The organism is Nostoc sp. (assembly GCF_036916975.1).
In the GTDB taxonomy this organism is placed as follows: Bacteria; Cyanobacteriota; Cyanobacteriia; order Cyanobacteriales; family Nostocaceae; genus Nostoc.
The window spans coordinates 1-20,164 of the sequence record NZ_JBALFF010000074.1 but is presented as its reverse complement, the minus strand read 5'-3'; the positions used below and the strand labels follow the sequence as shown (position 1 = coordinate 20,164).

Genomic DNA, 20,164 nt, shown 5'->3' with positions numbered 1-20,164 from the left:
TAATTAAAAATAAAACCGAGTTTTATTTTTTCATTGGTTCTGATGTTTGTGGAGTAACTGCTGTTTGATTTGATGTTGGTTGTGATGCCTGTGAAGATATAATTTGCTTCACTTGCTGGTTATAAGTTTGCAAAATTGATTGAACCTGTTTTTGTTGAGTTGGATTCAGATTCAAAGATGTTAACACTGTTCTGATTCTCTGACGAGATTGCAGCGCTGCCTTAAACTTAGTAGTTTGGGACGGGTCTAAGAGAGCTTGAATATCCTTATCTCTTTGCTGACGTGCTACTTTGATTTGTAGGCGCTGTTGATTTGTAAGCTTAATTTTTTGGTGTGATGCAGCACTGACCTGAGTTTTTAAGGCTGGTGTAGTGGTGGGATTTTGAACTGGTTGTGCCAAGACACTTCCGTGTAAAATGGTAGCAAAAGCGAAGATAGCAGAAACGACAGATAAGCGCTTTATAGAATTAATGGGCATTTTGAAAAACTCCTCAATCATTTAATACTATTACGCACATCGGCTCAAGCGAACCTTGATAACTTAGCCGAGTAGCGAATATATATTACTATTGCATTTGCTTGTGGAGTTGTTGTGTATTTATTATGGATTTGTTATGAATTTATAGATGCTTGTAACTGATTCCTAAAATTAATTAAACCTAAGACCATTTCTTTGTGAGGCTGCGCCAAACCCTCTTAACTTCTTCTTTCTTTGCGTTCTTTGCGGACTTTGCGGTTCGTTTTTCTTTCTTGTACTTAAATATGGTTTAGCGCATTTTCATACAGAATTAGTATAAGTTATTATTGTAACATTATCTATAGCTGTGAGGTTAACAATGCTCACCAAGTAGAAATAATACTTTGGGCGAAACTAAAGCATTAAAACCTATCCCATAATTACCTAAGTTGCATTCAAAAATAGCAGGGCTATTTCATTCTATTTTTACGGCAGTTTTTAGGAATCTTTTTCAGAAAAATAAGAATTTAAACGCGATTTCAGTTGAGAACCGTAATTTTTGCCCTCACCCTAAATCCCTCTCCCACATCTTTGAGAGGGACTTTGAAAACGTGACATTTTAGAATGAAATAGCCCTGCAAAAATAGTATTTATAAATCAGTAAATCCTCGGTAACTATAGGTAAAAAATAAGTTTTCTTAAAAATCATCCTCAGCCGATTTTAAATTTTAGGTGCTTGCCAATTAGGATTGATCAGACTTGTCATAATATGATCTTCCCATTCTCCATTAATTAATAAATAGTCTCTAGCATATCCTTCAATGACAAAACCGAGTCTTTTTAGGACATTGCCACTGCGCCGATTGTGAGGCATATAATTAGCCATGACTCGGTGAAAATTTAACTCTTGAAAAAGATATTCAATGGCGGCTTTTAGCCCTTCTGTCATATATCCTTTACCTTGTTTACTTTCAGCAAGGCTATATCCCACATAGCAAAAATGAGCGGCTCCTCGGACAAAGTTACTAAAATTTACAGTTCCAATAATTACAGTAGGGTTTTTTTTGGTAAAAATAAATAGCTTTAACGATTGACCATTAATAAATTCTATAAAATTGTTTTCTATCTGATATTGCCAATACTCTTGGGTAAAAAACCCATCAGCCCAAAGAGGGTAAAATGGCGTAAGATAGGTTTTGTTATAAATGAAGTATTTGAGAATTTGCGGTATATCTTCATGGATAGCCGCTCTTAAGAACAGGCGATCGCTTGTAATTAGTGGCAGTTCGGATATCATAAATTACTTAATCGGCGGGATCTGTTCCTAAAAGATTCTCTAGATTTTAAATTGTCTCATAGTTGCGCGAAAGCAGTAGCCAGGGTAATAGAATTCGCATGTCAAGTCAGTTGCATTGCCCAATCCATGAGTATTTTTACTGGTAATCTGCCATTCAACCAAAATCTTGATAAGCTGATGTCTAATATCTAGAGCGGAAGGATTGAGAGCCAATGGGTGATAAAGCACAGTAAGCGGCATAACTTCGATAAAATCGCTTTGCCCAAACGCTGTACCGCAGGAAATTCAACCAAAAGACAGCTTAAGATTTAACTCAGTCTACAAGAAGGATAGTGATGTGGTGGAAATACGCTACGATTGGCAGGACTTAGAAATTCGGGCGATATACAACATGCCATTGCTAGAGCTTATTTATCAAGCTGCTAGCGTGCATCGCCAATATCATGACCCAACAAAAATACAAGTTTGTAAGCTTATATCTATAAAAACGGGAGGTTGTCCAGAAGATTGTAGCTACTGCGCCCAATCTTCCCGCTATAAAACAGAGGTAAAGGCCGAAGCACTGCTAGAAAAACAAACGGTAGTTAACATCGCCCAGAAAGCGAAAGAAACTGGTGTTAGTCGCATCTGCATGGGTGCTGCTTGGCGCGAAGTGCGGGATAACTCACAATTTGAGGAAGTCCTGGAAATGGTCAAGGATGTAACCGCAATGGGTTTAGAAGTGTGCTGCACTCTGGGTATGTTGACAGCAAATCAGGCTAGGAAATTGGAAGAAGCGGGACTTTACGCATACAACCATAACTTAGATACCTCGCAGGAATATTACAGCACAATTATTACCACGAGAACTTATAGCGATCGCTTGAACACAATTGAGAATGTCCGTCAGACAAATGTTACTGTCTGTTCTGGCGGTATCCTGGGTTTGGGCGAAACTGTCGATGATCGGATTGGGATGTTACAAACTCTGGCAAACTTAGATCCGCATCCAGAGTCTGTGCCAATTAATATTCTTTCACAAGTACCAGGCACACCCTTAGAAAATCAGCCTGATGTCCCCATTTGGGATATTGTGCGGATGATTGCCACAGCTAGAATTTTAATGCCAGCTTCCGATGTGCGTCTTAGTGCAGGTAGGGCTAGACTTTCTCAAGTTGAACAAGCTTTTTGCTTTATGGCAGGAGCCAATTCTATCTTTTCTAGCGACGACAACAAGATGTTGACAGTGACAACTCCCTGTCCAGATTATGATAGCGATCGAGAAATGCTGAACTTACTTGGTTTGGGAATGCGATCGCCTTCCCAAAGACAAGAAAAGGTAGCAAGTCCGGCTGTTGTCGGATAAATATCTTCTTGTGGGGTGGGCATCTCGCCATTAGTGTCAAGTTAAGGTAGAAGTAAGATTGAGCAAGGGTTATCGGGTTGCCCTCATCCCCTAGCCCCTTCTCCCAAAATTGGGAGAAGGGGAACTGGAGAATTTTTTTCCTTCTCCCAAAATTCGGATTCGGGGAACTAGAGAATTTTCTCCCCTCTCCCAAAATTCGGATTCGGGGAACCAGAGAATTTTTTTCCTTCTCCCAAAATTGAGATTCGGGGAACTAGAGAATTTTCTCCCCTCTCCCAAAATTCGGATTCGGGGAACTAGAGAATTTTCTCCCCTCTCCCAAAATTGAGATTCGGGGAACTAGAGAATTTTCTCCCCTCTCCCAAAATTGGGAGAGGGGTTGGGGGTGAGGGCAAAATTCATACACCAGATTTAAGCATAAGTTGACACCAATGGCGTCTCGCCCGTCCCTTAGTAAACTGAGGGCAGGCAAGATGCTCGCCCCACAAGAGTCTTAGTTAAATTATCTTGGCAGTCCGCAGACCGAACAGCAGACCGACAGCCAAACCAAAGAACAAAGCTAAAAAGCCGATGTAAGCTATAATTGCAAACATTTGTTTTTCTCCACAATACTTTCTAAATCTATTGAATCATTAGTCATTGGTCATTGGTCATTGGTCATTGGTCATTGGTCATTTGTCATTGGGCATGAGTCTTTTTTTTGCTTCTCCTGCGCCCTGCCCCTCTGCTTCCATGACTCCCCACACCCAGATTGCGATACAATACAGCCCACGGGCGCTTGTTTAGGGGTTGGGCAATGACTTCTGTAATTAATGTAAATTTACCAGAGCAGTCTTATGAGATTGCGATTTCACCTTCAAGTTTAGATCAACTGGGTCAACAGATGGCCAGTCTCAAGCTCGGCAAGAAGGTATTGCTGGTTTCTAATCCGACGATTTTTAAGCATTTTGGCGAAAGAACAATTACATCCCTAACATCTGCTGGATTTGAAGTTGCTAGCTGCACCCTACCACCAGGTGAACGCTACAAAACCCTCAATTCCATCCAAAAACTTTACGATATCGCCTTAGAAAACCGCCTAGAACGTTCTTCTACAATGGTGGCTTTGGGCGGAGGTGTAATTGGCGATATGACTGGTTTTGCAGCCGCAACTTGGCTGCGCGGCATTAATGTTGTCCAAGTGCCTACAACTCTGTTGGCCATGGTGGATTCAGCAATTGGTGGCAAAACTGGTGTGAATCATCCCCACGGCAAAAACTTGATTGGGGCATTTCATCAACCGCGCTTGGTTTTGATTGATCCAGAAGTATTGAAAACTCTACCTATGCGTGAGTTTCGCGCAGGAATGGCAGAAGTTATTAAATATGGCGTAATTTGGGATGCCGAATTGTTTGCCCAATTGGAAGCAAGTAAACGCCTCGACCAACTCCGCTATGTAAAATCTGAACTGATACACACCATATTAATGCGGTCTTGTCAAGCTAAAGCTGATGTTGTTAGCAAAGATGAGAAAGAAGGCGGATTGCGGGCGATTCTCAACTATGGACATACTATCGGTCATGCAGTGGAAAGTTTGACTGGTTATCGTCTAGTAAATCATGGTGAAGCAGTGGCCATTGGTATGGTAGCAGCGGGTCAAATTGCTGTGGAATTGGGAATGTGGCAAAAAGAACACACAGAACGTCAAAATGCTTTAATTCAAAAAGCAGGTTTACCAACTCAGTTACCATCTGGGGTAGATATTGAAGCAATTATTGAGGCGTTGCAATTAGATAAGAAAGTCAAAGCGGGGAAAGTGCGGTTTGTTTTACCAACAGAGATTGGTGTAGTGACAGTTACCGATGAGGTGCCATCAGATATTATTCGGCAAGTTTTGCAAGCAATGTGAAGAATTCAGAAGTCAGAATTCAAGAGTCAGAATAAAAATTAGTTGCTCTCTCCTTCAATTACGAATTACGAATTACGAATTACGAATTACGAATTACGAATTACGAATTACGAATTACGAATTATTGAGCGATGATACTCCAAGGCAAGAATGAATTAACCGTGCAAGAGTTCTTAAATCTTCCAACAGGTGAGGGAGATATCACCTACGAACTTGTTAATGGTCAAGCAATTCCTAAAATACAAGCAAAATTTTTTCACGCAAAACTTACCCGTGTCCTTCTGAATTTGATTGAGCAATCTCGCGTCGCGTGAGGGAAAAGGAGAAGTTTGCCCGTTCTCGTTTATGTGAGGTAGGGGCATGGTACTGCCATGCCCTTACACCTGGCTTAGTCAGCAACGCCCTATTTTTGAAACTGCGGTTCTTTCTGCGGTTGCTGCTGGCTATTTGTTGGTTGCAATTTTTGAAATAAAGCTGGTGGCGTAGCTTTGCGGAATGCGCCGCAGTAGTGCATAGTCATAACCGCCTTGAAAGCCCAATGGTTTGAAGGCACATCACTAAAGGGATTCGGTAAAGTTTCTGCTTGATTCTGAACACAAGCATTCAAAACTTGATTCGATTTTGCTGGAGTGTCGGTAGTAGGTTCTTGAGATTTAACAGGGGTAACAAAGCTAGTACTAGCTAGCACCACGGCTGTTAGCAGAAGTTTGCAGTTCATAATTTGAGTCTTCTAGGGATGGAAATCTACCCTATGTTAGCTCCCAGGCTGTTGCCCAGGAACTAGAATAAATTTGCCGAAATTAAGCGTTAGAAAACATGGTAAGCATTAATAACATAACAACTAATGCACTGATCCAAAGAGCTAACGATCCCCAACTAACTGAATCTTTTTGTACTTTTTGCCAGAAATTACTAACTAAGTTGTTCCGAATTGCCATTTTATGACCTCCAATTTTTATTAAACTTGCACTGACTCAATTAATTAAGTCTGGGAGGAACTAAAAGTTAATCTTTGGGGGTATCAGCCTTTATTTGCTCATTTCCAGAGATTAATCAACAGAGATTTAAATTAATTCATGCAGCGACTGCCAATGCATGTGTTTCAACGCATTACCACTATAAAAAAGAATAAAAATTTACAAAAAGATATTTGTCGATGCTTAACTTGATTGTCCCATACGTAACTGTTTACACTGAAAAATTTGGTGATTTTGAGAGAATTCTTAATGTTCTCTTAATCAGTCTCCCGTTGTGAGAAGCAACTGGCGCGACACGGAGGAATAAGAATTTGAGAGGTTTTTTGCCTAAGTCCTAATGCAAATAAGAATTGCTATAACAAGTGAGAATATTCTTAAGAAAGATTTCTGAATTGTTGCGAAAAATTAATGGTATTCAAGTTTAGTAAACGTGTCTTGTAGCTAAACAAACACAATGTTAGATTAAGAGCAAGGTACAAAAAGGTTAAAAGTTAAACAAAAAGTTTCCACTTAGAGCTTGTACCTCCTGCTCTAATGTTCTTGCGATCGCTATGCTTGGTTGTGGCATCCATTGAATGTGTTTTTCCTTTAAGTTCAATGAGTTGTTTTGGAGGTTTATTAAAACGCACAGCCAGAAAATGCCTGCCTAGTTCAAATGTAAGGATGTGCAATTCTGAGTAGAGCGATGTCTACGACGGGCTACGCCAACGCAAATGCTGCCCACTTTAGTTTGAGTTACTTACTTCTGAATTCTCCAATCTTCAAGAAACCGCCCCAAGCTGCTGATACTTATCCATCGTAGCTTCAGGCGGTTTCTGCTTTAAGTGTTATGCATTTAAATTGCCCACTGACCACTAAGGACTGTCCTTTGTCATTTATCCTTTGTCATTTATTTAGACCAATGACCAATGACCAATGACTAATGACTAATGACCAACTAAAGTAATTACAGTCACTTCTGGCGGACAAAATAAACGTCCTGGTTTATAAGTTCCTAAACCCCGATTGACATATAGTTGATTTTCTTCAACCTTGTGAAACCCTTGCGCCCACTCCCAATATCGCACGACTTTAGAACAGTCTCCTAAGAAAAATGTTACCCAACGCCGTAATTTTTTGGGAATTTGTTTGAGTAGCTTTTTATAATAAAATACTACAGGGCCAATGCCTGGAATGACGATGTGACCACCGTGGGTATGACCAGATAGTTGCAAATCTACCCGCCATTGTTGCAATATCTTAGCTGTATCTGGGTTATGGGATAAAACAATGCGTGGTGTAACCGAATCTAGTTGATTCATAACTGGTGCAGGGTAGAATTCCCGTGACCAATAATCAGCTAATCCTACTAATGGTAATTCTTTTCCTAATGGATAGGCAATTTCATTCCAAAGCACATGCACCCCAATGCTAGTTAACGCCTGTGTAACTTCTGCTTTTGAGTGGCTGTAATAGATATCGTGATTACCAAGTACGGCGTAGATACCACAGCGACTTTGCAAATGTTTGAGTCGATGCACCAATTCGTGAATCGGCGTCGGATCGTCAGTTACGTAGTCACCAGTTAATAGAATTAAATCTGGTTCAGCTTCATTAGTAAGTGCGATCGCTTTTTCTAACATGTCTTCCGACAGCCGCAAACCATCGTAGTGAAAATCTGACAACTGCACGAGCGTTGTACCTTGTAAAGATGCTGGAAGTTCTGCAATCTTAACCGTGATTTTATCTACTCTTAAATGTCCCGTAAACAACCAATGCATAAGCCAACCGATACTCCTCATACCAGCGCTTACAGCTTACCAAAATTCAAATGTAACTTGATAAACTGCAATAATTTATGTCGCTCCAGATACAATTAACTAATTGATTGAAATTCTGAAACTAAACTATAAATAATCATTAGCCAGAATCCCTGCTGTGATTGCGTTCTTGAATTTTTAAAGAACTACTTACTCACCCTGTAGGGTGATTATAGTAACTTCTGGGCGGCAAAATAAGCGTCCTGGGAGGTAAGTTCCCAAACCACGATTGACATATAGCTGATTTTTTCCCAACTGATGGAAACCCTCCGCCCATTCCCAATGGCTGACTACAGAAAGATTTTCTGCTAAAAATGGAAATCGGCGCTGCACTTTTTTTGGTATTTTTTCTGCAAGCTTTTCGTAAATAAGCATCGCAGGGCCAATTCCAGGAATCACGATTTGACCACCGTGAGTATGACCAGATAATTGTAAGTCAACTCGCCATGCTTGCAGTATCTCGGCAGTATCTGGGTTGTGGGATAAAACAATGCGGGGTGTGTCGGGGTTTAGTTGATTCATAACTGGTACAGGATTAAATTCCTGTGACCAATAATCAGCTAGTCCTACCAATGGTAATTCTTTTCCTAGTGGATAGGCAATTTCGTTCCAAAGGACATGAATTCCAATACTAGTAAGGGCATCTGTAACTTCTGTTTTTGCGTCGCTGTAATAGATATCGTGATTGCCAAGAATAGCATAGATACCACTGCGACTTTGCAGATGCTTGAGTCGAAGTATCAGTTGGTGAATCGGCGCGGGATCGTCAGTTACGTAGTCACCAGTTAATAAAATTAAATCAGGTTTAGCTTCGTTAGTAAATGCGATCGCTTTTTCTAACATCTCTTCCGACAGCCGCAAACCATCGTAGTGAAAATCTGACAACTGCACTAGCTTCTTACCTTGTAACGATGCAGGCAACCCTGTAATGTTAACCGTCAATTTCTCTATACTCAACGGCCCAGATAACAACCAATGCATAAGACGTTCGATAAAGCTCAATCATAGCGCTTACAGCTTAACGAAACATCCTGGGTTCGTGTGTAAGTAAGTGGGTTAAATATAAAACCTCACCCTCAATCCCTCTCCGATACTTTGGAGAGGGAAGCCGGAGGCAGGGTGAGGTTTTTTCTTATGTTTAACTGCTGTCCGTGGGTTGAAGTCCCCCGGTTCTATAAAAAAGCAAGTAATGCGATTGCGGTTAAATCCCCATTACAAAACAAAATTGACGAATTACGAATTACGAATTACGTTCGCGGAGCGTGCCGGAGGCTCTATTACGAATTATTTAATTACCTACTTAGTAACCAGTGCAACTTATTGAAAATTTTATAAAAAATAATAAAAAGCCTCAAAGCTAGACATAGCAAAAGGGAGCATCCCAATGAATAGCTTAAATCTTTTCCCTCACCCCCAGCCCCTCTCCCTTCAGGTGGGAGAGGGGAGACATGATTCTAGTTCCCCGAATCCCATATTACGGGAGAATGGGTTAGGGGATGAGGGCAAACACAAGGTTTTTGCACCTGACGGGATGCTCCCTAGCAAAACTTTTTAGCCTTGCACTTTTTTGCACAGATATTCGATTCAGCCCCAAAAAGAAACCCCCTCTGCTTTGGTCATAGTAAAGTCATTACAACGCAGAGGGGTTTCATTTTTTATTTTTATATAGTGTAGAGGCAGAGTTTAAAGATAATGCTGGCAAAAAACCAGTTTCTCTGATGTTGTCTTTATTCTAACCTGCCTACCCAGTTGAGACTATTTCCAATCGGGAATCTCAGCATCTTCTCCACCAATACCGATTCCAGTGTTAAATATTTGGGCATCAGTGAGGTTGAGATCATTCATTGATGCTTTATACACATTAGAATCGTGAATCGTAGCGCCAGTAAAATTTACTCCGTTGAGATTGGTTTGCTTCAAATTCACATTACTTACATAAGCTGATGTTAGGTTGGCACCTGCCAAGTTTGCACCAGTTAAGTCTGCACCTTCAAGGTTAGCCCCTACAAGGTTTGCTCCTTGCAGCTTCGAGCCTCTCAAATCAGCACCAATTAAATGAGCGCCACTGAGGTTAGCTCCCGATAGATTGCACTGGATACATTCCCCAGTTGAAAGCAGCTTTTGTAAGTCCTGCGGATTCTCGGCTCTAACCGAGCTAATAAAAAATAGGGGAGTTGCTAAGGCCATGGTCGCTAATAGCTGGAGTTTCATAATTTTCCCCCTTAAATAATCAAGTTGCGTCCGTTCTGTCCCTCACAACTCTATTATCTCATTAAACTTGATTAGGTCAATCTATCTCTTGACAACTTAGTTGTGATATGAATCAAGCATAACGGTAATCTAAAAAATGCCGTTAATTCTGATTTTTGGCGATTTTTACTTGACAATGCCTAAAAAATTGCCAATGTTAAATCACTGTTAAATCTTTTTAAAAGCTTGCACTACTCACCATAATTTGGCTAATTTGATAAGTATTTATACTTTTTAGTAAATACTGTTAGTTTTAGTCCTAAGAAATTCTCGCATATACTGATTAACCAATTCAGGCTGTTCTTGCTGCACCCAATGGCCACAATTGGGTATGTACTTGATTTGAAAGTCCCTGACGTAGGCTGCTGTGTCGTAGGTTAGTTCCTTGCCGAGTGCAGTGTCATTTTCTCCCCAAATCATTAATGTTGGTACTTCTAGAACGCCCCAACTTGGATTTAGCATTCTCTGTTGAAAAATATTGCGATAGTAGTTCAACATTGCTGTGAGGGCACCGCGTTTTGCAGCAGCATTTTTATAAGCGTCAAGATCCGCTTTGGTGAAAGCACTCTTGTTAACTGCTGTACCTGTAAAAGCTGTTTCAATTGCTTGGTAGTCGGAAGATTGTAAAAGTAATTCTGGTATCCACGGTAGTTGAAAGAGGAATATGTAGTTGCTACGTAACAACTGTTGGGGAGTGCGTAACCCAAGGGCAAATTTGGCAGGATGCGGCAGGTTAAGAATAATTAATTGTTCTAACATTTCCGGGTGATTATATGCAAAATTCCAAGCGATCGCACCTCCCCAATCATGTCCAACTAATACACATTTTTGATATCCTAATCCTTTAATTACTCCCTGAATATCTTTGATAAACTCATCCATGACATAAGCTGATTGCTCTGTTGGTTTATCACTATCGTTGTAGCCACGCAAGTCAAGAGCGACGACTTTAAAATCTTGGGCAAATTCTGGTATTTGATGCCGCCAAGAGTACCAAAACTCAGGAAACCCATGCAACATCAACATTAACGGGCCTTCACCTTGGGTAACGTAGTGGAGTTTTACCCCATTGGTAGTTATATATTCGTGTTTCCAAGTCAGTTCTGTTACAGTCATCTTTTGTATTTTTTGTTGGTGGTATTCATTATGTGTAATACTTTTGGTCAAAACATCTGCTGGGAGATATAGCGGTGAGGTACAAGAACCCCACCCCCCCCTGCAAGCCAGGGTAGGGTGTATACACAAGTCTTTCTGAACGGAATTTACGGTTAAGCCTCATAGAAGATACCTCACCCTGCTTTTACTACGTAAAACCTGTCCCTCTCCGATGCTTTGGAGAGGGATGTCCGATAGGACAGGGTGAGGTTTTTCTTTTGTTTAGGGTAATTCGATGACTTTAGGACTTTGGTCAAAACAATAATATAATTATTTCATACTTAAATGGGTACAACAGAAATACGTGGTATTTGGCTGACTACTACTGATAGCAAGGTTCTCAGGTCAAAGCAACGCATTGCTGAGGCGATGGATTTCCTGGCTGAGACGGGTTTTAATGTGGTGTTTCCCGTTGTTTGGAATAAGGCAGTAACACTGTATCCTAGTCAAACAATGCAGCAGACATTTGGAGTCGAAATTGACCCTATGTCTGTAGGGCGTGACCCTTTAGAAGAAGTGGTGGTTGAGGCGTGGCGAGTTGGGTTGAAAGTTATACCTTGGTTTGAATACGGTTTTGCCAGTTCTTATAATTTGAATGGTGGTGTACTTTTACAAAAAAAACCGGGATGGGCTGCTGCTGACTTTAACGGTAATTTAGTGAAGAAAAACGGCTTTGAATGGTTGAATGCACTCGATTTACAAGTCCAGGAATTTTTCTTAAATTTGGTGCTGGAAGTTGTAAAGAATTATGATGTGGATGGTGTTCAAGGAGACGATCGCTTCCCTGCATTACCCTCTGAAGGTGGCTATGATGTGGGAACTATCACGCGCTATCGCCAGGAATTCAATCGCAATCCGCCACAGAATCCGAAGGATAGACAATGGTTACAGTGGCGTGCAGATATTCTCACTGAGTTTTTGGCGAATCTCTACCGAGAGGTAAAAAGGGTGAATCCTAATTTATTAGTTGCGATCGCACCTAATATTCATGATTGGGCATTCCAGGAATATCTGCAAGATTCACCCGCATGGCTAAAGCGGGGAATAGTTGATTTGATTCAACCGCAGATTTATCGCCGTGACTTTGGGAGTTACCACGCGATCGCTGATAAACTAGTAAACCAGCAGTTCACAGATGCAACACTACCGAAGTTAGCACCGGGAATACTCATGAAGCTTGGTAGTTATTGTATTAGTCCAGAATATTTGGTGCAGGCAATTGAATACAATCGCCAAATTGGGATTCAAGGAGAGGTATTCTTTTTTTACGAAGGTTTGCGCGAGAATAATAATACCCTTGCTCAAGTTTTGCGAAATGGCCCTTATGCTAAGTCTGCATCATTTCCTACTCTGTCAGATTTGAGTGGGGCTAATGTGAATAACAACAGGACATCTTCTATTTGGCAACGGTTGTTAAAAAAGATTTTTTAAGGAAAAATGCGCGTGGAATCTCAATTATCGGTGGAACGGGTAATTAAAACTTTAAAAGAGGATTTACCGACACTTTTTGAAAAAGATATCTCATATCACATTTATACAGATGATATCTATTTTAAAGACCCAGTAAATACATTCAAATACAAATTTAACTATCGCATTATATTTTGGACTTTGCGATTTCATGCTCGGCTATTTTTTACCCAAATTTACTTTGATGTGCATGAAGTATATCAGTCAGCCGAGGATACGATTTTAGCAAAGTGGACGGTGCGGGGAGTGTTGCGGGTTCCAAGGAACGCTGGTTTACTTTTTAATGGCTATTCAACGTATAAATTAAATCAAAATAATTTAATATACGAGCATATTGACACTTGGGATAGAAAGCCTGGGGAGATTTTACGGCAGTTTTGGCAAAAGGGAGAAACAAATAATTAGATACATGGTGAATTATAAATTTATCCAGAACAAGCAGAGAAACGCAGAAATAAGAAATTAATGCATGTCATCAGTCGGAAAAAGCTACGACAATTCTGCCAAAAACACGCTGATTGCTGTGAAGCACTTGATGACTGGTACATAACCGCTAGTAAAGCAGACTGGGGTAATTTGCTAGAAGTTCAAACTATTTATCTTAAAGCCGAAGCAGTAGGCGAGTTTATAGTTTTCAACATCAAAGGTAATAAATACCGTTTAATTGCTAGTATTAACTATGATTTGCAGGTCATCTATATAAAATATGTCTTAACTCATGCCGAATATGACAAAGACTACTGGAAAAATGACCCTTACTTTTAACTCAGACATTTACAGCCAATTGCTGTCTCAACATCAACCTCGAATTATTAAGACAGAAGAGGAAAACGAAAAGTTTTTAGAAACTGTTGAAGAACTGCTTTCTCGTTCTAATCTGACTCTTGAAGAAGATGCTTTGTTGGAATTATTGGTAAAACTGATTGAGGATTTTGAAGATAAGCACTATCAGCTTAATGTTTCAACACCTCGATCAAGACTCTTGCATTTGATGGAAGCTAGAGGTTTGGAACAATCTCATTTGGTAGAAATTATTGGTTCGAGCGAGATTGTTGCTAAAGTAATTAATGGCGAGTTAGAAATCACTAAAAAACAAGCTGAAGCTTTGGGAAAATTTTTTCACATTGATGCAAATTTGTTTATTTTAGGATGAGCGATCGCTTTTTGTAGTTTTATGTTTGATAATAAATGAAATTATGAAATTTCTAGTTGCGTTTGTTCTGCTATCTTATGAGCTAATTTCTTAAAATCCTCATAAACATTTTTCACTGCTTTAGTATGAGCGCCAATAGCACCATCAGCAGGTTTTAAGTGGAACATAGGTTTATGAGCTTCTTGAGCCATTATCATGAGACCGTGGTAGCTTTTAATTAATCCTAAACAGTTTGGATCATTTTCAATAGAGATTTTATTTTCACTAGGCTGATTTAAAATTACTTCCCGATAAGTATTTTGAATTTTAAATATTGCTTTATTATATACTGTTGCTGGACGGTCTAATCGCATTGGCATCTGCCAAACAACGTAACCAATAGGCTGTATATGACCACTTGGTAAAGACAAAGTTGTACTATGGTTTTTACTTAATATATACTTCCAATCATTTTTCCAAGATTGCAAGATATAAGCAAGGCTGCGTAAACCTACCAATGAAGAGTAATCTAATGCAAGTGGGATCACCAAATAATCTGCTGCGATTAATGCTGCACGGTTGATTGCTCCTAAACTAGGACTTAAATCCATTAATATTACATTTGCCTGATGAGCAACTGCTGTTTTTTGTAAAATTCTCCAAAAAGCGGAAGTTACCTGCAAAGCTCTTTCTTGACCACCTCCACCAAGACAATTACTCCACTGTGTTGAAAGTTCATCTTCAAAACTAGAAAGCATTAAGTCTCCAGGTAAAAGAGCTAATCTTCCTACTTCTGTAGACAAAGATAAAGAGGTTACATCTTCTGATAACTGATTTTCTGGAATATATTCTAAATGTGGATTATCAATATCACCCATATCCGTTAATAAAGGTTTCACAGAATCAAAAATAGTGTCTATTTTACCTTCGTTTAAGGAAAATAATTCTAAGCGTTCCTCATCTAAGAAAGTAGCAGTGAGGTTAGCTTGGGGGTCTAGATCAGCCGCAACTACCCGCAGCCCTAAATCTTGATACATCCATGCTAAATGATAAACTAGAGTGGTTTTACCGACACCTCCCTTAGTATTAAAGAAAGCAATAATCTTTGCACTCATAGTTTTTTCCTAAGAATGACCAACAAATGTGCATCTTCCACAGTGAATTCTAGAGGTGGATTACCATTTTTTTGAAGTTGCTGCCGAGCAAGTTGAATTCCTATACCAAATCTCTGAACATAGCCAAGATTTTTCATCGCTTCGGCAAGGTGAGGATTTCGATAGTCTGTGATGCCTGGTTGTCCAAAGTTTTGCCGATTTACTTGCCCAAAAGGGCCACCGGGATTTTGAATTTCGATGCGATCGCTAAACCATGTAATTCTAACTGGGGCATTTGTCCCTTCATAAGTGCGATGCATAACTGCATTTCTTCCTAGTTGTTGTAAGGCAACTATTGGATAGTCAGGCTGTCGCAATTCTATTGGTTGAGCAGTAATGTCTGTCGCTACTGAAATATGAACTTGAAAAGTTTCGTCCAGCATCCGCAACAAATCTGGAAGCGGTCCGCCAATTTCTTTTTGGTCTTTAATAGGGTCTGTTAACTCGATGCCATCAATGCGAAGAAATTGAACATAGGCACTGGGAAGGAATTGTCTAGGATCGTTACCCACAACTAGCACACCCAAGATAGTTGGTTTAGGCAACGGATCAACTGTTGCAAAACGCATTGATTGAAGTTGTTGTTCAACAGTGCGTTGATTCTCTTGAAGAATATCGTTTGCTAAGGCAGAAGGCAAATAAACTCGACGAAAAATTTCTAAATCGAGGTCATCTAAACTGGCTGATGATAAGGGTCGTAGATCGAAAGGTAAATCTTTTGAGCGTCTTTTTTCAGCTAAACGACGTTCTTCTTCTGCTGTAGCAGTAGCTCGACGAGGCCCAACTCTGATCCAAACACGTCCATTAAAGCGTACAGGTGGAGCATCTGATGGTTCTACAATTACTACAGCTAGTTCACAACCACCAATAGTTCGCTTTTGAACAATCATTGTCGGAAAAGGCAAAATGTTGCCATCAGACCGCATAGCTGAGAGTGTAAGCAAAAGCCTATCATCTATGGGAAGGTTTGCACAAATGCCATTATCATTAACCCCAATAAACAAAACTCCTGCTTTTTGATGATTTGGCAAGTCATTAGCAAATGCACAAATTGCCTCACAAAGCTTACCTTTGTCAGATATCGAAGCCTTACGTTCTACCCGATCTGATTCTAGGTCGTTCAGGAGAATTTCTAACTCCTGGTCATTCATTGGCTTCTCCTTTTAAAGACCCGTCAGCTTGTCTATCTATGTTTTCATAATAGTTGTATTTGCCGGATACTGTTTCAAAACCTGCTTTAAATATTGCCCAGTATAAGACTTGGGATTTTTTGCAACTTCCTCTGGTGTCCCCACAGCAATCAATTCTCCGCCTTTGTCGCCACCTTCTGGCCCCAAATCTATCACCCAATCAGAACAACGGATTACATCTAAGTTGTGTTCAATTACTAATATTGAATTGCCTTTATCTACCAATCTTTGCAACACATCTAATAATTTATGGACATCATAAAAAGATAACCCTGTTGTCGGTTCATCGATTAAATAAAGTGTCTTCCCTGTGGCGCGTCGAGATAATTCTGTTGCTAATTTCACCCGTTGCGCTTCACCACCTGATAAGGTAGTCGCAGGTTGTCCTAATTGGACATAACCCAATCCGACATCAAATAAAGTTTGCAAGCGGGCGATCGCTTTGGGAATATTCTGGAAAAAGTCTAAACTTTCCTCAACTGTCATTCTCAAAACATCAGAAATTGACTTATCTTTATACTTGACTTGCAAAGTTTCGCGGTTGTATCTTGCACCCTTACAAATTTCGCATTGCACGTATACATCGGGGAGAAAGTTCATTTCAATAACATTTACACCCTGTCCGCTACAAGCTTCGCAACGTCCACCTTTAACGTTGAAAGAAAATTGTCCGGCTTTGTAACCCCTAGCTTTGGCTTCTACTGTTTGGGAAAATACATCTCGAATCGCATCGAAAATTCCTGTGTAAGTTGCAGGGTTAGAACGTGGTGTCCGTCCAATGGGAGATTGATCGATAACGATCGCTTTATCAATCGCGTTCAATCCCTGAATTTTATCCAAATGTCTGGGTAAGGGAACTTTCTTAGTTAAATGGTGTTGCAGAGATGGATAGAGTAATTCGTTAATCAGGGTAGATTTGCCAGAACCAGACACACCAGTAATGGAGACGAGTTTACCTAATGGTATGTCTACATCTATATTTTGTAAATTGTTGCGATGGGCATTTTTAATTCCCAAACTGCGCCCATTTCCTTCTCGGCGTTCTGCTGGTGTGGTAATTACTCGCCTTCCTGATAAATATGCACCAGTTAAAGAATCTTCTGCTGCTAATAACGCCTGAAAATCACCTTGGGCGATAATATTTCCGCCGTGAATTCCTGCACCAGGGCCAATATCAACTATATAATTAGCTGCACGAATTGTTTCTTCATCATGCTCAACGACAATTAATGTATTACCCAAATCGCGCAATTTCGTTAAGGTTTTAAGCAACCTACCATTATCTCGTTGATGCAAACCAATACTCGGTTCATCTAAAACATAGAGAACTCCTGTTAAACCAGAACCAATTTGTGTTGCTAAACGAATTCGTTGGGCTTCGCCACCAGAAAGCGTCATGGCTGGACGATCAAGGGTGAGATAATCTAAACCGACATCTAACAAAAATTGCAATCTAGCTTTGATTTCCCTCAATACTAAATCAGCAATTTGTAACTGGCGATCGCTCAACTTAAATTGCTCAATTCTCTCTCGACAATCCCCAATTGATACGGTAGTCAAATCTAAAATTCCATATTGTCCCAACTTCACCGCCAAGGCTTCCGGTTTTAACCGTTTCCCCAGACAAACTTCACACGGCTGATCAATTAAATACTGCTCTAATTTTTGCTTAACTAATTCAGTTCCACCCTCATATTGCCGTTGCAAAATTGGAATAGCACCTTTAAAACTCTGCTTTCTCTGTGCCTCTGCGGTTCGTTCATCTTTCTCGCCATAGAGAATAATTTGCTGCTGTTCTTCTGTCAGCTTGCTCCAATTTGTCTGTAACTCAAATCCATAGCTTTGCCCTACACTATAGAGTAATTCCAGATAATAAGAATTATCTTTTTCTGACCAAGGCGCGATCGCAGCATAAACCGGCGCTTCCCAGTCAGGTACAATCAAATCAGGTGCAAATCTTCTTAACGTCCCGATTCCATGACAATGTGGACAAGCACCATAAGGCGAGTTAAAAGAGAACAATCGCGGCGATAATTCCTCCATTACCGCCCCATGTTCTGGACAAGCAAAGTTTTCTGAAAATACTAATTCTTCTTCTTTTTCTTGTCCGTCGTCACCAAGCAGACTCACCAGAATGGCTGCAATCCCACCCGATTGCTTGAGACACGTAGACAAGGAATCAACCAAACGCTCTTGAATATCAGCTTTTTTTACCAAGCGGTCAATTACCACTTCGATGGTGTGGGTAAAATTTTTATCCAATTCGATAGAATCTGAGAGTTCGCGGATCTCGCCATTGATCCGCACGCGGACAAAACCTTGAGAAGCTAGACTTGACAAAAGCTTCCGGTGTGTGCCTTTTTTCCCCCGGACAACAGGTGCAAGAATTTGAAAGCGGGTGCGATCGCTTAATTCCATGATCCGATCGCACATCTCATCGATTGTCTGGGGTGCAATACAGCGATCGCATATCGGACAATGGGGTTCGCCAGCCCGTCCAAACAATAGCCGCAAATAGTCGTAAATCTCTGTCACCGTCCCCACAGTCGAACGCGGGTTATGAGACGTTGACTTTTGGTCAATAGAAATTGCTGGACTTAAGCCTTCAATCGCTTCTACATCCGGCTTATCTAGTTGTCCTAAAAATTGCCGTGCGTAGGCGCTGAGGGATTCGACATAGCGACGTTGCCCTTCAGCGAAAATGGTATCAAAGGCTAGGGAAGACTTACCAGAGCCAGAAACGCCAGTAAAGACGATTAGGCGATCGCGTGGCAATTCCAAGTCAATATTTTTCAGATTATGCTGCCTAGCACCCCGAATCCGAATGGTATTCTGGCTGTTGTGGCTGGGGTAGGGGAGATGTCCATTCAAGGATGCTGCTAGCTGTTGGTCTGACATATTGGGGGGCAAAGAAGGAGTTTCTGATGAAACAGTCCTTAATAATACTATCTTTAATCAGTTTATAGTAGAACAACCGTACTGTTTTAAATGGAAATTGTACTTAAGATATTCCGATCGTGTTAGCCAACCATGATGTCACCTGGCTCAGTTTAAAGCGCTGGGAGTCGAACCGGAGGTTTAACTCCAAACTTCGACCTTTTTGCTCGGTCATTGGTGTTCGGAACTCGAAATGCCGAGTTTATAAGTGCGACGCCGAATAGCCCGTCGTAGACATCGCATCTTTATTTTACCGTGCGATCGGCCCCATAGCGATTCAAATCATGTCTCCCCCCTTACTTGGGGGGACTAAGGGGGGTGAATTTCGGGATTATTAACCACACAAAAATCATGTCTCCCCCCTTAGCAATGGCAGGGCTATTTCATTCTCATTTAGTCCGCCTCAGAATGAATTCTGAGTCTAATAGCGAAAGTCGTCTAAAGACGACTAAAAAAAGGTTACAAGTAGTCATGCAAAATTATTTACACATTTATTTAACCTAGAATCACGGTTTTACAAGCATTTCAGGCGATGTGACTATGAAATTAATTTTGCACAGGTACTTAGTCCGTTTTAACGGACTTTAGCTATTAGCCCCGAACTTTAGTTCTGGGCGGTTTCTGTCTTGAACGAAATAGCCCTGCCTTAGCAAGGGGGGACTAATGGGGGTGAATTCTCTATTTAAACTCAGCATAAAAGCAGCCCCGCCCCTTCATCACATCTTCTGGCAAAGCTGCCTATCGCTATCACTCAAATTAGGTGCATAAATTAAATAGTTATGCAACCACCGACAACCCCGTGCTAATAATTGCTCCAAGCTTTCCACATTCCACGCATAAATAGACACAACCCGCCCTGTATTGTCAACGGTGGCAATGAGGATGCGCCGCCCATCCCGGCTAAAACTGGCACTTCTAATATAATCATGCCCCTGAAACTTGGCAATTTCCTTGCCCTGTAAGTCCCACAGCCGCGCTGTTTTGTCATCTGAGGCGGTGAGGATGCGCTGCCCGTCCGGGCTAAAACTGGCACTTCTAATATAATCATGCCCCTGAAACTTGGCAATTTCCTTGCCCTGTAAGTCCCACAGCCGCGCTGTTTTGTCATCTGAG

19 protein-coding genes are annotated in these 20,164 nt (G+C 40.7%); 7 read left to right on the top strand and 12 right to left on the bottom strand.

Translation table 11 applies throughout. The features are described 5' to 3' along the window. Positions 1–22: 22 nt before the first annotated feature. Positions 23–478, bottom strand: coding sequence for a hypothetical protein (locus tag V7K73_RS18130; RefSeq protein WP_334881960.1), 456 nt, complete (start codon positions 476–478; stop codon positions 23–25). 700 nt (positions 479–1,178) lie between these two features. Further along, on the bottom strand, positions 1,179–1,754 hold the full coding sequence (locus tag V7K73_RS18125) for a GNAT family N-acetyltransferase (RefSeq protein ID WP_334881959.1): 576 nt from the start codon (positions 1,752–1,754) through the stop codon (positions 1,179–1,181). A 337-nt stretch (positions 1,755–2,091) separates the two neighbouring features. Here V7K73_RS18125 and bioB point away from each other — a divergent pair, with 337 nt between their 5' ends. After that, positions 2,092–3,099, top strand: coding sequence for a biotin synthase BioB (bioB, locus tag V7K73_RS18120; RefSeq protein ID WP_334881958.1), 1,008 nt, complete (start codon positions 2,092–2,094; stop codon positions 3,097–3,099). A 497-nt stretch (positions 3,100–3,596) separates the two neighbouring features. Here bioB and petL read toward each other — a convergent pair whose 3' ends face one another. Then, on the bottom strand, positions 3,597–3,692 hold the full coding sequence (gene petL, locus V7K73_RS18115) for a cytochrome b6-f complex subunit PetL (RefSeq protein ID WP_334881957.1): 96 nt from the start codon (positions 3,690–3,692) through the stop codon (positions 3,597–3,599). 203 nt (positions 3,693–3,895) lie between these two features. Here petL and aroB point away from each other — a divergent pair, with 203 nt between their 5' ends. After that, the gene (gene aroB / locus V7K73_RS18110; protein WP_334881956.1) at positions 3,896–4,987 is read left to right on the top strand and encodes a 3-dehydroquinate synthase; all 1,092 of its coding nucleotides are present in this window, start codon (positions 3,896–3,898) and stop codon (positions 4,985–4,987) included. Positions 4,988–5,118: 131 nt separating this feature from the next. Then, positions 5,119–5,301 carry a hypothetical protein gene (locus V7K73_RS18105; protein WP_442936777.1) on the top strand — a complete coding sequence of 61 codons (183 nt, stop codon included), beginning with the start codon at positions 5,119–5,121 and terminating at the stop codon, positions 5,299–5,301. Positions 5,302–5,390: 89 nt separating this feature from the next. On the opposite strand, the gene V7K73_RS18100 is transcribed toward V7K73_RS18105, so the two are convergent. The 5 genes from V7K73_RS18100 to V7K73_RS18080 all read right to left on the bottom strand — a co-directional run bounded on the left by V7K73_RS18100 (position 5,391) and on the right by V7K73_RS18080 (position 11,129). Continuing rightward, positions 5,391–5,705 carry an S-layer protein gene (locus V7K73_RS18100; protein WP_334881955.1) on the bottom strand — a complete coding sequence of 105 codons (315 nt, stop codon included), beginning with the start codon at positions 5,703–5,705 and terminating at the stop codon, positions 5,391–5,393. Positions 5,706–6,890: 1,185 nt separating this feature from the next. After that, the gene (locus V7K73_RS18095; RefSeq protein ID WP_334881954.1) at positions 6,891–7,724 is read right to left on the bottom strand and encodes a metallophosphoesterase; all 834 of its coding nucleotides are present in this window, start codon (positions 7,722–7,724) and stop codon (positions 6,891–6,893) included. 189 nt (positions 7,725–7,913) lie between these two features. Further along, positions 7,914–8,744: a metallophosphoesterase gene (locus tag V7K73_RS18090; RefSeq protein ID WP_334881953.1), complete on the bottom strand. Its 831-nt coding sequence runs from the start codon at positions 8,742–8,744 to the stop codon at positions 7,914–7,916. Between the two features lie 774 nt (positions 8,745–9,518). Then, positions 9,519–9,974, bottom strand: coding sequence for a pentapeptide repeat-containing protein (locus V7K73_RS18085; protein WP_334881952.1), 456 nt, complete (start codon positions 9,972–9,974; stop codon positions 9,519–9,521). A 273-nt stretch (positions 9,975–10,247) separates the two neighbouring features. Then, positions 10,248–11,129, bottom strand: a complete 882-nt coding sequence (locus tag V7K73_RS18080; RefSeq protein WP_334881951.1) for an alpha/beta fold hydrolase — start codon at positions 11,127–11,129, stop codon at positions 10,248–10,250. A gap of 324 nt (positions 11,130–11,453) precedes the next feature. On the opposite strand from V7K73_RS18080, the gene V7K73_RS18075 reads away from it, so the two are divergent. The 4 genes from V7K73_RS18075 to V7K73_RS18060 are packed head-to-tail and all read left to right on the top strand — an operon-like array spanning position 11,454 to position 13,791. Next, positions 11,454–12,599: a glycoside hydrolase family 10 protein gene (locus tag V7K73_RS18075; protein ID WP_334881950.1), complete on the top strand. Its 1,146-nt coding sequence runs from the start codon at positions 11,454–11,456 to the stop codon at positions 12,597–12,599. 12 nt (positions 12,600–12,611) lie between these two features. Then, complete coding sequence (locus V7K73_RS18070) at positions 12,612–13,043, top strand: DUF2358 domain-containing protein (protein ID WP_334881949.1); 432 nt, start codon at positions 12,612–12,614, stop codon at positions 13,041–13,043. A gap of 60 nt (positions 13,044–13,103) precedes the next feature. Further along, positions 13,104–13,403: a type II toxin-antitoxin system HigB family toxin gene (locus tag V7K73_RS18065; protein WP_334881948.1), complete on the top strand. Its 300-nt coding sequence runs from the start codon at positions 13,104–13,106 to the stop codon at positions 13,401–13,403. Next, the gene (locus tag V7K73_RS18060) at positions 13,387–13,791 is read left to right on the top strand and encodes a helix-turn-helix domain-containing protein (protein ID WP_334881947.1); all 405 of its coding nucleotides are present in this window, start codon (positions 13,387–13,389) and stop codon (positions 13,789–13,791) included. The genes V7K73_RS18065 and V7K73_RS18060 overlap by 17 nt, the downstream gene beginning before the upstream one ends. Before the next feature lie 41 nt (positions 13,792–13,832). Here V7K73_RS18060 and V7K73_RS18055 read toward each other — a convergent pair whose 3' ends face one another. The 4 genes from V7K73_RS18055 to V7K73_RS18040 form a co-directional block, all read right to left on the bottom strand. Then, the gene (locus tag V7K73_RS18055; RefSeq protein ID WP_334881946.1) at positions 13,833–14,885 is read right to left on the bottom strand and encodes a ParA family protein; all 1,053 of its coding nucleotides are present in this window, start codon (positions 14,883–14,885) and stop codon (positions 13,833–13,835) included. Continuing rightward, a complete protein-coding gene (locus V7K73_RS18050; protein ID WP_334881945.1) occupies positions 14,882–16,075 on the bottom strand; it encodes an ATP-binding protein in 1,194 nt (397 codons plus the stop codon). Before V7K73_RS18050 ends, V7K73_RS18055 begins: the two co-directional genes overlap by 4 nt. A 36-nt stretch (positions 16,076–16,111) precedes the next feature. Next, complete coding sequence (gene uvrA / locus V7K73_RS18045) at positions 16,112–19,012, bottom strand: excinuclease ABC subunit UvrA (RefSeq protein WP_334881944.1); 2,901 nt, start codon at positions 19,010–19,012, stop codon at positions 16,112–16,114. Positions 19,013–19,767: 755 nt separating this feature from the next. Beyond that, on the bottom strand, positions 19,768–20,164 hold a 397-nt coding region (locus V7K73_RS18040; protein ID WP_442936776.1), incomplete at its 5' end, for a WD40 repeat domain-containing protein.

Coding starts and splice junctions, on each gene's coding strand:
- V7K73_RS18130 (WP_334881960.1), bottom strand. CDS start 478: ATGCCCATTAATTCTATAAAGCGCTTATCTGTCGTTTCTGCTATCTTC.
- V7K73_RS18125 (WP_334881959.1), bottom strand. CDS start 1,754: ATGATATCCGAACTGCCACTAATTACAAGCGATCGCCTGTTCTTAAGA.
- petL (WP_334881957.1), bottom strand. CDS start 3,692: ATGTTTGCAATTATAGCTTACATCGGCTTTTTAGCTTTGTTCTTTGGT.
- aroB (WP_334881956.1), top strand. CDS start 3,896: ATGACTTCTGTAATTAATGTAAATTTACCAGAGCAGTCTTATGAGATT.
- V7K73_RS18105 (WP_442936777.1), top strand. CDS start 5,119: ATGATACTCCAAGGCAAGAATGAATTAACCGTGCAAGAGTTCTTAAAT.
- V7K73_RS18100 (WP_334881955.1), bottom strand. CDS start 5,705: ATGAACTGCAAACTTCTGCTAACAGCCGTGGTGCTAGCTAGTACTAGC.
- V7K73_RS18095 (WP_334881954.1), bottom strand. CDS start 7,724: ATGCATTGGTTGTTTACGGGACATTTAAGAGTAGATAAAATCACGGTT.
- V7K73_RS18090 (WP_334881953.1), bottom strand. CDS start 8,744: ATGCATTGGTTGTTATCTGGGCCGTTGAGTATAGAGAAATTGACGGTT.
- V7K73_RS18085 (WP_334881952.1), bottom strand. CDS start 9,974: ATGAAACTCCAGCTATTAGCGACCATGGCCTTAGCAACTCCCCTATTT.
- V7K73_RS18080 (WP_334881951.1), bottom strand. CDS start 11,129: ATGACTGTAACAGAACTGACTTGGAAACACGAATATATAACTACCAAT.
- V7K73_RS18075 (WP_334881950.1), top strand. CDS start 11,454: ATGGGTACAACAGAAATACGTGGTATTTGGCTGACTACTACTGATAGC.
- V7K73_RS18065 (WP_334881948.1), top strand. CDS start 13,104: ATGCATGTCATCAGTCGGAAAAAGCTACGACAATTCTGCCAAAAACAC.
- V7K73_RS18060 (WP_334881947.1), top strand. CDS start 13,387: ATGACCCTTACTTTTAACTCAGACATTTACAGCCAATTGCTGTCTCAA.
- V7K73_RS18055 (WP_334881946.1), bottom strand. CDS start 14,885: ATGAGTGCAAAGATTATTGCTTTCTTTAATACTAAGGGAGGTGTCGGT.
- V7K73_RS18050 (WP_334881945.1), bottom strand. CDS start 16,075: ATGAATGACCAGGAGTTAGAAATTCTCCTGAACGACCTAGAATCAGAT.
- uvrA (WP_334881944.1), bottom strand. CDS start 19,012: ATGTCAGACCAACAGCTAGCAGCATCCTTGAATGGACATCTCCCCTAC.